This is a genomic window from Sinomonas sp. ASV486 (assembly GCF_030908215.1).
Classification (GTDB): domain Bacteria; phylum Actinomycetota; class Actinomycetes; order Actinomycetales; family Micrococcaceae; genus Sinomonas; species Sinomonas puerhi.
In genome coordinates this window covers 14,430-24,753 of record NZ_JAVFJK010000008.1, presented here as the reverse complement: position 1 = coordinate 24,753, position 10,324 = coordinate 14,430, and the positions used below count along the sequence as shown (strand labels likewise).

General features: G+C 67.9%; 6 protein-coding genes. 4 read left to right on the top strand and 2 right to left on the bottom strand.

The genetic code is table 11. From position 1 onward, the window contains the following. Positions 1–79 precede the first annotated feature (79 nt). Positions 80–1,552 (top strand): PAS domain-containing sensor histidine kinase, encoded by a 1,473-nt coding sequence (locus tag RBS60_RS12380; RefSeq protein WP_307957870.1) that lies wholly within the window; start codon positions 80–82, stop codon positions 1,550–1,552. A 120-nt stretch (positions 1,553–1,672) separates the two neighbouring features. On the opposite strand, the gene RBS60_RS12375 is transcribed toward RBS60_RS12380, so the two are convergent. Then, on the bottom strand, positions 1,673–1,921 hold the full coding sequence (locus tag RBS60_RS12375) for a WhiB family transcriptional regulator (protein ID WP_066498767.1): 249 nt from the start codon (positions 1,919–1,921) through the stop codon (positions 1,673–1,675). Between the two features lie 258 nt (positions 1,922–2,179). Between RBS60_RS12375 and RBS60_RS12370 the strand changes: the two genes are divergently transcribed. Further along, positions 2,180–2,632 (top strand): hypothetical protein, encoded by a 453-nt coding sequence (locus tag RBS60_RS12370; RefSeq protein ID WP_307957869.1) that lies wholly within the window; start codon positions 2,180–2,182, stop codon positions 2,630–2,632. Here the strand turns inward: RBS60_RS12370 and RBS60_RS12365 are convergent. Further along, a complete protein-coding gene (locus RBS60_RS12365) occupies positions 2,565–6,854 on the bottom strand; it encodes an FtsK/SpoIIIE domain-containing protein (RefSeq protein WP_307957868.1) in 4,290 nt (1,429 codons plus the stop codon). The genes RBS60_RS12370 and RBS60_RS12365 overlap by 68 nt on opposite strands. A 246-nt stretch (positions 6,855–7,100) precedes the next feature. On the opposite strand from RBS60_RS12365, the gene glf reads away from it, so the two are divergent. Both glf and RBS60_RS12355 read left to right on the top strand, forming a co-directional pair. Further along, positions 7,101–8,288: a UDP-galactopyranose mutase gene (gene glf, locus RBS60_RS12360; RefSeq protein ID WP_307957867.1), complete on the top strand. Its 1,188-nt coding sequence runs from the start codon at positions 7,101–7,103 to the stop codon at positions 8,286–8,288. Beyond that, positions 8,285–10,324 carry a glycosyltransferase gene (locus tag RBS60_RS12355; RefSeq protein ID WP_307957866.1) on the top strand — a complete coding sequence of 680 codons (2,040 nt, stop codon included), beginning with the start codon at positions 8,285–8,287 and terminating at the stop codon, positions 10,322–10,324. The genes glf and RBS60_RS12355 overlap by 4 nt, the downstream gene beginning before the upstream one ends.

The window sequence follows — 10,324 nt, the reverse complement described above, 5'->3', positions numbered from 1 at the left end:
GGGGAACTCCCCGCGGCCTCTCGCTTCGCCCGGCAGGCGGACACGATCCCTCGACAGTGCTTGAGACAAGGCGGTACAGGTGGCCATCTTCACGGACCCCATCAGGGAGCATGCCGAGTTCGGCCCCGGGGACGCCGAGTGGCTGCACCTGCTGGTCGGTGACTGGCAGCTCGTGGCGGACCTCGCGTTCGCCGACCTCGCCCTGTGGTTCCCCGATCCTGAGGATGGCTACGTGGCACTCGCCCACGTGCGCCCCTCAACCACTCACACGGTCTTCCACACCGACTTCGTGGGCGAGCGAATCCGCTCCGACCTCAGGCCCCTCGTCGACAAGGCTTGGGCGAGCCAGTCGATCGAACGCCACCACGAGACCAGCTTCAACTCCGAGATGGCGCTGCGCGTCGAGGCGGTGCCGTTCGTGCGCAACGGCCGCACGCTCGCCGTCGTCACCTCGCATCTGGACCTCTCGAGCTCACGGATGCCCAGCCGGCTTGAGCTGACCTATCGGCAGTGCGCCTACGACCTGCTCCGCATGGGTACGCTCGGCCTATGGCCGGACTTCGCTTCGCCCACGGGGTCGCGCCGCGGGGCGCCGCGCGTAGGCGACGGGCTCATCCGGCTGGACGCGGAGGGTGTCGTGCAGTACGCGAGCCCCAACGGAGTCTCGGCATTCCGACGTCTGGGCGGCATCGAGTCGCTCGAGGGTCGTTCGCTTGCCGAAATGACCACCGGGTTGCTCAAGGACCGCAGACTCGTGGACGAGACGCTCCCGCTCGTGGTGACGGGTCGCATGCCGTGGCGCAGCGAGATCGAGTCGCGTGGCGTGACCCTTTCCCTCCGCGCCATCCCGCTGCGGGACGAGCACCAGCGGTTCGGTGCGATCGTGCTGTGCCGCGACGTCTCAGAGCTGCGGCGCCGCGAGATGGAGCTTGTGACCAAGGATGCGACGATCCGCGAGATCCACCACAGGGTCAAGAACAATCTTCAGACGGTCGCCGCGCTCCTGCGCATGCAGTCCCGGCGGATGAAGAGCGAGGAGGCCAAGCAAGGCCTCGAACAGGCCATGAGGCGCGTCGCCACGATTGCCCTCGTCCACGAGACCCTGTCCCAGGGCCTTGCGCAGACTGTCGACTTCGACGAGCTGATTGAGCGGCAGTTCCGGCTTTCGGCTGAGGTGGCCACGGAGGGCCAGCACGTGTCGACGGAGCGCCGCGGGGAATTCGGCGAGCTGCCCAGCGACTTCGCGACGCCGCTCGCCCTCGTGATCAACGAGCTCGTGACGAATGCCGTGGAGCACGGGCTCGCCGACCGTTCGGGCACGGTGTGGCTCACCGCAGATCGGCGCCGGGACGAGTCCGGCACCGAGGTGCTCGAGGTCACGGTGGAGGACGACGGCGTGGGGCTGCCATCCGGGGCGCCTCGCCACGAGGGGCTCGGCCTGCAGATCGTGCGCACGCTCGTGACCAGCGAACTCGGCGGGACGATCGACCGGCACGAGCGCGAGGGCGGCGGAACCGTGGTCAGGATCGTGCTGCGCCCGGGCCAGGACTGAGACTTCACCGGCGTGTGTCACCCGCCTACCTCACCGGCCCCGGGCCGGAAACGCCTCCGCCCCGGAACAGTTGGGCTGTTCCAGGGCGGAGGCGTTTGCGCAGGTGCGCCGTTCAGAGGCTCAGGAGGCGCGACGGGCGCGGGCCGCGCGGCGCTTGAGTGCGCGGCGCTCGTCTTCGCTCATGCCGCCCCACACTCCGGCGTCCTGGCCGGACTCGAGGGCCCATTGGAGGCACGTGTCGACCACCGGGCAGCGGCGGCATACGCTCTTGGCCTCTTCGATCTGCAGGAGGGCCGGCCCGGTGTTCCCGACGGGGAAGAACAGTTCGGGATCCTTATCGAGGCAGGCCGCGCGGTCACGCCAATCCATGGTGGTAGAGCAACTCCGTTCTCGGAGGATGGAACGCTTGTGAAAACATTCACGAGTCCATCCAAAGCAAAGGGGCCTTGGTGGGCCCCGCGATCAACTTCATCAAGATTGTCACGTTAACTGTGTGTAAACAAGGGGTCGTGGGCAGGATTCGGGCCTGAAACGAGAGGGATGCGTCACACTGGCGGACGCTTGTGTAGCGGGCGGGCGGAGGCGCGCAGTCGGTGCTCACCGGGGTGACTCGGGTATCGTGCGGATGTGCCCACCGCCGAAGATTCCGCCACCCGCCGCCCCTGGACGCTCATCGTTCTCGTGGCCATCGTGCTCCTCGAAGCCGCAGTGCTCCTAGGCTTTGCCGTGTTCTACGCCGTCTCGCTGATTGCCGGGCAGGCTGAGACGTCGCCGGGCGGTGCCGCCTTCACCTTGGTGCTGCTGGCTGCGTTCGGCGCCTGGCTCGGATCGGCAGGCGTCTACCTCTGGCGGGGGCGCCGGTGGCCGCGATCCGCGGCGCTTGTGGCGCAGCTCTTCGCGTTGACCATCGGCATTCCCACGCTCACGAGCGGGGTCGTCACTTTTGGCCTCGGGATCCTCGTTCCGGCCGTTGCCGCGATCTTCCTCCTCTTCAATCGTCGCGTCGTCGCCTTTACTCAGGGGAGCGCGCGCTTGCGGGGGACGGAAGGCTCGGAGTCTGGGGGCCCCGCGGCTCCCTGAGCCGGTCCGTCTTACGGGCGCTCTTCCCATCCGTCCCGACTATCCCGTGGCGCTGGTGCTGGAACTGGGGATCGCACGCTTGTCGGGCGTCGGGCTCGTGCTGGTCGTCGGGCGCACGGTGATCGTCAGGCGCATTGCCGTCGTCGGGTAAATGGTCAGGCGCACAGCGGTCGCCGGGCCGTTCACAGGTGTCAGAGTCATGCCAGCCGAGCTGGACTTCGATCTGTTGACCGTCGACGACCGCGACCGCGCGGCCCGGGGGCATGCGGCCCGGAACGTCGAGGCGGACGCCGAAAACGTCGCCGTCGTTCGGGGTGCGGGGCGTGATCGCAAGGCCGGTCCCGGAGGTCCGGACGGTCAGCGCGAGCGGGCACCGTGAATAGAGGTTGGCGCTGTAGCCCGCGGTCGCGACTACGGCCGCGCCACCTTCGAGCAGCCGCGAGAGCATGTGATTCTCGGTGGAGTCGAGTCGGTCCGCGTTGTCGACGAGCACCACGGGCACCGCACCCGCGTCCGGTGCCGGTGAGCCGTCGAGCCTTCGAAGCAGACTCTCCCACTCCGCCAACCGCTCGTGTGACGCGGGTGAACAGAAGCTGAGGGCGGGATTCATGGTGGGGAGCGCCGCGAGGAACGCGCTCTTGCCCGACTCTTTAGCGCCCAGCGCCAGGATGACCTCACCGGGCACGAGACGGAGGGCCAACGGCTCGACCTCATCTCCGGCGAGGCCCACCGCGAGCCGATTCCGCCGGTCGTCACCGCCCGCAGAGAGCGCCGCGACCACCGCTGCAGGAGCACCTGCGGGGAGGGGATCGATCCGGAACGGACGCTCTTCGCGCAGCCGGCGACGTCGGTTCGGCGACGTGAATCCGGCGGGGATGCACTGGATCGGGAACGCGTCGTAGCACTGGACCGCGTGCGGGCCGCCGTCGACGATCGTGCCCACTGCCGCGGCGCGGCCCCTGAGTGCTGGCATCGCGGGGAGTCTTGGCCACGAAAGGCGGGCCTCGTCGGTCGAGCCGAGCGGGAAGAACAGCCTGGCGGGCATGCCGGCGAAGGTCCGGGAAGACACGAGCTCTCGTTCTCCTGCGGCCACGACGGACAGGCGAGCTGGTGCGCCGTCTCGCACGAGAGAACTGAGCACTTCCTCTGCAGCGGATTGGGGGCTCTGGCGAAGGGCCGTGATCCAGGCGCCCCAGCCGGAGATGAGGAGGATCAGGGGTGTCACCGCCTTCCCGGAGTGGGCGTCCGCGAGCCGGTTCGTGCATTCCTCAGCGAGCCTCGTCAGGACCCTCGCGGCGCGCTTCAGGTCTCCCATTCCCACGTACGACCCCACTCGCGGGTGATCCCGCAGGAAGGGCAGTGATCCGTCCGCGTCGAGGACGTATAGGTGCCTCGTCGGCCCGCCGGCGGCCAACTGCGCGGCCACCGCGGCAAGTGCCCCGGACGTTCCTGCAGTTCCGGGACCAACGAGCGCCAGATGCCCGTGCTCCGCCGGCGACCATCTGAGGGCCGCAGTGCGCTGCTCGTGGGGGAGGTCGACGACGCCCAGCGTGATCGGCTCGCCCGCGGCGAGGGCTGAGACAGCGGACGTCCCCGCCTCGTCTAGCGGCAAGGCGTCAGGTAGCGGTGGGGCGAGCGGTCCGAGGACCGGGGCGCCGCCGCGGGACGCCCACGCCTCCTTGGCCGCCTTGACCAGAGGCGCGGCCGATTCGGCGGGGGAGGGCGGCACTTCAGAGAGTCCGCGGTCGCGGCGTTCTTCGAGCCAAACACGTGCGTCGGCGACTCGCACGCCGTGGTGGGGGCCGCCGTCGTGCGAGGCGCGCGCTGCGGCGAGTCCGAGCGATGCTGACTGGAAGGGGACGGGCGTGGTGCCTCCCACGGAAAGGTAGGCGCGCCCGGGCAAGCCGACGGGAATTCGGGCTGCGAGGGGACTTCCGATCACGTCGGAGGACTCGGCGTCGTGCTGCATCCTCAGGGCGATGCTCGTGGTGACATTGGCCCTGATGTCAGCCGTGAGCGCGCCCTGGGGGCGCTGAGTGGCGATGACGAGGTGCATCCCCAAGGAGCGCCCCACGGCGGCGATCCGCATGAGTTCGGCGAGGGCCCCGGGGGCCTCCTCGACGAGCATCCTGAATTCATCCACGACGAGGACGAGGCGGGGCACGTCTCTGCCGCCGTGCAGCCTGAAGTCGTCGAGGTCGGACGCGCGAGCGGTCGCCAGGAGCCGTTCGCGGCGCTTGAGCTCGGCACGGAGCGATGCCAGCGTCCGGTCCATCCCGCCCGTGGCGAGGTCTGTGACGAGGCCGACGCAGTGGGGGAGGCCTGCGACCGGTTCGAGGCCCGAGCCTCCCTTGAAGTCCACGAAGAGGAACGTGAGGCGGTCCGGCGCGTGGGTTGCGGCTGCGCCCGCGACGAGCGTCCGCAGGAGCTCGGACTTGCCTGAGCCGGTAGTTCCGGCGACAAGCAGGTGCGGTCCCTGTGCCACGAGGTCGAGGGTCACGATCCCCTCCTCGGAGAGGCCGAGGGGTACGTTCAGCGATCGTTCCGCGGCCGTCCTGGCCCACGCGGCGGACACTTCGGAAGGATCCATCGCAGCGAAGTCCTCGAGCCCGCAGCGCTCCGGAATTCCCGACTCCTCCCGGACCGCTGACTGGGCCCCGGCGCGCCGAGCCGCGACCTCGAAAGCCGGAGCAGGGACGAGGTCCGGGGCGAAGTCTGTGGTGTTTCCCTCCGCTGCGAGCGTTGCGGATCCGCAGCCGAGGCGGATGACCGTCTTGGGTGCAGTCCGCATGAGTTCGGCCGTGCCGACCACGGGCCAGCCACGGTCGGCGGCGGCGCGGACCCATGCATTTGCCTGGGCTCCGGGCAGGATCACTAGTGCGGCCGGAGTGCCCGGCGGAATGGACACCGCGACGGACTCTGGGCCGGCGGTGGATGGGGCGATCTGGACGCGAGGCAGGAAGCGGGCGGCGAGCCGGGTCTCCTCGGCGCCCCCGAGGACGATGACTTTCAGGCCTGCCGCGGCGGGGAGCATGGCGAGCTGGAGAAGGATCGAATTCAGGAGCCCCTGGACATCTGCCGGGCCTCCGTTGATGGCGATTCGGCCCCGAAGCGGCACGACGAAGGGTGCGTTCTTCACCGTCGGAGGGGCCACCTTGACGCCGCCCGAAGCCGCGGGTTCGATGCTGATGTTGGCCGAGGCGGCGGCCGTTCCCATGCGCACCCACACCTCGTGGAGCACGTCGACGGCGATCCCCGAGGTAAGTGCCGCCGCGCGCACCCCTTCGGCTGGATCACGCTCGGCCGTGCGATGGGCATCGTTGGCGGGGGTGGCCGCTACGCCGACGGTTCGCGCCAGCACCCCCGCGTCCGGTGACGCGCGGCGCCGGCGGGCGGCGTCGTCGTCGGCCGCGGAACGGAGCCGGCGCTCGAAGTCCCGCCGCGCCGTGCGCTCCTCGAGGAGCGGAATGAGGATCGAGATCGCGGAGACGGACGTGAACGCGAGAAAGAGCCACATTCCGGTGACGAGCGCCATCGTCACGCCGACGCCGAGCGGCAGGACCGCCATCGTGATCATTGCCACACGGCGGGACGGCGGCGTGTGCCTGGTGACGCGCAGAGGCGCGTGCGGGCTCCTGCCCGCCTCGGGGTCGAGCAACGGGGCCTCGTTGGTGAACGCGAGCGTGCACAGGCTCGCGCCGAGACGGAACTCCTGGCCGGTCGACACCTCGGCACGCTCGATCCTTCGCCCTTCCATCCATACGCCGTTGGCGCTGCCGAGGTCACGGAGTACTACGCCGGCATCGGTCACCTCGAGCTGGGCGTGTTCGCGCGAGAGGTCGGGGTCGGTCAGTGCCGCGCGGCGGCCAGGCCCCGCGGGGGAGCGTCCGATCCGGACGGCGCCGCGGCCCAGCGGGATGATCGTTCCAGCCGCGGGGCCCGTGTGGACCACGAGCGACAGAGGGGGAGGGGGGTGCGGCGGATTCGCGGTCCCGCCCGCCACGAGCACGGCGCCGTTGCGAAGGGGCGGTTCGCCGACGGTGAGCACCTCGAGCGGCAGGCCATCAACGGTGCAGCCGCCAGCCCCGAGATCGCTCGCGAGCGCCAGCGCGACCGCGACACCGGGGGTATCCCGAGCGGCCTCCACGACGAGTTCCCGGCGCAGCAGCCCCGACTGCGCTGGCCTGGGGTCGGGCGAGATGAGCGTGCAGTGCAGTTCCATGACCCCCCTGTCGGCCCTGTAGGCGAAACCGTGCCCACGTGCGTGCTCCCGCCCACGCTAGGCGCCGAGCCGTCCCGCCCGCCACGGGGTCGTCGCCGGTTGTGGATAACATCGCCGAACCACCGCCGGCGGGCCCGAACCACGGCCAATTCCGACAACCTCCTGCGACTCCGGTAATCTGAACCCCGGACACTTGACCGCCGGGCACATCTACGCCCGCGGGCAGCCACCTCACAGGGAGACACCTTGACTGCAGACCTCGTCGTTGTCGGATCCGGATTCTTCGGTCTAACCATCGCAGAGAGGGCGGCCACCGAGCTTGGCCTCAACGTGACGGTGATCGACCGTCGCGACCACATCGGTGGCAACGCGTACAGCGAGACCGAGGCGCAGACCGGGATCGAGGTGCACCGCTACGGCGCGCACCTGTTCCACACCTCTAACGAGAAGGTCTGGGACTACGTCAACAGGTTCACCACCTTCACCAACTACGTGCACCGGGTCTACGGCGTGCACAAGGGCGAGGTCTTCCCGCTGCCGATCAACCTCGGCACGATCAACCAGTTCTTCCGTGCGAACTACACGCCGGCGGAGGCCCGCGCGCTCATTGCGGACCAGGCGGGCGAGCTCGCAGGGACGGATCCGCAGAACCTCAATGACAAGGGCATCCAGCTCATCGGCCGGCCCCTGTACGAGGCCTTCATCAAGCACTACACGGGCAAGCAGTGGCAGACCGATCCCAAGGACCTGCCCGCGGGGATCATCTCCCGCCTTCCGGTGCGCTACACGTACGACAACCGGTACTTCAACGACACGTACGAAGGCCTCCCGACACAGGGTTACACGGCGTGGATCGAGCGGATGGCGGACCACCCGAACATCACCGTCACGCTCTCCACGGACTTCTTCGACGAGTCGCAGCCGATCAGCAAAGGCAACACGGTCGGCAACGTCCCGGTGATCTACACGGGCGCCGTTGACAAGTACTTCGACTACGCCGAGGGTGACCTCTCGTGGCGCACGATCGATTTCGAGAAGGAAGTCCTGAACACCGGTGACTTCCAGGGCACGTCCGTTGTGAACTACAACGACGCCGAGGTCCCGTACACGCGCATCATCGAGCCGCGCCACTTCCACCCCGAGCGCAATTATCAGACGGATAAGACCATCATCATGCGCGAGTTCTCGCGCTTCGCGGAGAAGGGCGATGAGCCCTACTACCCGGTCAACACTGAGGCCGACCGCGCCAAGCTGCTCGCCTACCGCGACCTCGCGAAGGCCGAGGACAATGTCCTGTTCGGCGGCCGCCTCGGAACCTACAAGTACCTTGACATGCACATGGCCATCGGCTCCGCGCTGTCGATGTACGAGAACAAGATCAAGCCGCACTTCGAAGGCGGCGAGAAGCTAGAGAGCGGGGGCGTGGACGCGTGACAAACGACGCCAGTTGGTCCCTCCTGCAGAGGGTCATCCTTCCGTTTGAGACGCAGACCGACGTGGTTCCGCTCTACGCCGACGCAGGTACAGCCCAAGGCGTGCGTCTCGTCGAGGACGACGGCATGTACCGCCGTCCTAAAGCAAAGAACGAGAAGCTCAACCTCGTTGCTTCGAGTGCTGCTGAGGCACACTATGAGGATTTTCTGTCCCGTGAATCGATGACGGTTCGTCCGGGTCAGCATGTTTCGTTTGGCACCTACTTCAATGCTTTTCCGGCAAGCTACTGGCGCCGTTGGACGACTGTACGCGACGTCCGTCTCGTGGTTCGGACGCGAGGACGCGGTTCCGTCGTCGTCTACAAGTCCAACGCCCGCGGGGCGATCCAGCGAGTCCACGGCGAGTTGGTCGAGGGGAAGTCGACGACGTCGGTCGAGCTCACGCTCAAGCCCTTTGGCGACGGTGGCTGGTATTGGTTCGATCTCAACGCGAGCAGTGACGGTCTTGAGCTTGTCGAGGCGCGCTGGGAGGGGGCGGTCGACGGCGCGCGCGCGGCTCGGCGCGCCAGCTCGGTCACTCTCCAGATCACGACGATGAACAAGCCGCAGTACTGCATCGACAACCTGCGCGTTCTCGCCGGTAGTCTCGAGCGGCTCGATTCTGTGAAGCAGATCCTCATCGTGGACCAGGGGACGCAGAAGGTACAGGACCACGCCGACTTCCCTGAGCTTGAGGCGGCCCTGGACGGCAGGCTTCGCATTATCAACCAGGCGAACCTCGGCGGGTCCGGCGGGTTCGCTCGTGGGATGTTCGAGGCGGTCGAGAATGGCCACGACTACGCACTGCTATTGGACGACGACGTGGTGATCGAGCCCGAAAGCATTGCGCGCCTCGTGACGTTCGCAGATCTTTGCCGGAAGCCGACCCTCGTGGGTGGCCACATGTTCGACCTCTACAGCCGCACCGTGCTCCATACGTTCGGTGAGGTGGTGGACCTGTACAGGGTGCAGCCCGCCCTCCCACACGACGACATGGACCTCGGACATGACTTTGCCCGATCCAACCTCCGCCAGACCCCGTGGCTCCACCGGCGCACGGACGTGGACTACAACGGATGGTGGATGTGCCTCATCCCCACCACGGTCATCCGGGAAATTGGGCTCTCGATGCCCGTCTTCATCAAGTGGGACGATTCGGAGTACGGCCTGCGTGCACGGAAGGCTGGCTACAGCACTGTGAGCCTGCCAGGGGCCGCGGTGTGGCACGTCTCGTGGGTTGACAAGGACGACCTCGTGGGTTGGCAGGCGTACTTCCACGAGCGGAACCGCACGATCACGGCACTCCTGCACAGCGACCACCCGAAGAGCGGCCGTGTTCTGCGGGAGTCGGTGCAGAACGACGTCAAGCACCTGATCTCGATGCAGTACTTCACCCAGCAGGGCCGCATTCATGCTCTTCAGGACCTGTTCAAGGGCCCCGAAGCCCTGCATGAGGACCTCGCCACGAAGCTGCCCGAGATCAATGCGCTTCGAGCCGAGTTCCCGGATGCTCAGGTCAAGGAGGACGTCGACGACTTCCCGGCACCGGCGGCTGGCATGGCGCTGACCGGTCCGGCCGTCGCCCCCACCAAGAAGCAGCTCATTCCCTGGGCTGTCAAGACGGTAGGACGGCAACTGCTTAAGGCGCCCGCGGACGATGCCGCCGAGCGGCCTCAGGGCTTCCTCGCTCACCGCGACAACAAGTGGTGGAGGCTCGCTGGCTACGACAGCGTGGTGGTTTCCAACGCCGAGGGAACGGGTGCCTCGTGGTACCGGCGTAGGCCCGACCTGCTCCGCTCGATGCTCGCAACCTCGGGCCGGCTTCACAGCCGGATGTACCGCGAATGGGAGGTGCTGGCCGACCGCTATCGCGCAGGCATGCCTCAGGCAACCTCATTCGAGGCGTGGCGCGCCACTTTCGAGCGGCACACTGTTTCGGACTCTCATCAGAACCGCTCGGAGGGGCCCGCCCCCGTGGAGGCCGGAGCACCGCAATGA

What these genes read in the sequence shown, in the direction of transcription:
- RBS60_RS12365 (WP_307957868.1), bottom strand. Translation starts at nt 6,854, where the DNA reads ATGGAACTGCACTGCACGCTCATCTCGCCCGACCCCAGGCCAGCGCAG.
- RBS60_RS12375 (WP_066498767.1), bottom strand. Translation starts at nt 1,921, where the DNA reads ATGGATTGGCGTGACCGCGCGGCCTGCCTCGATAAGGATCCCGAACTG.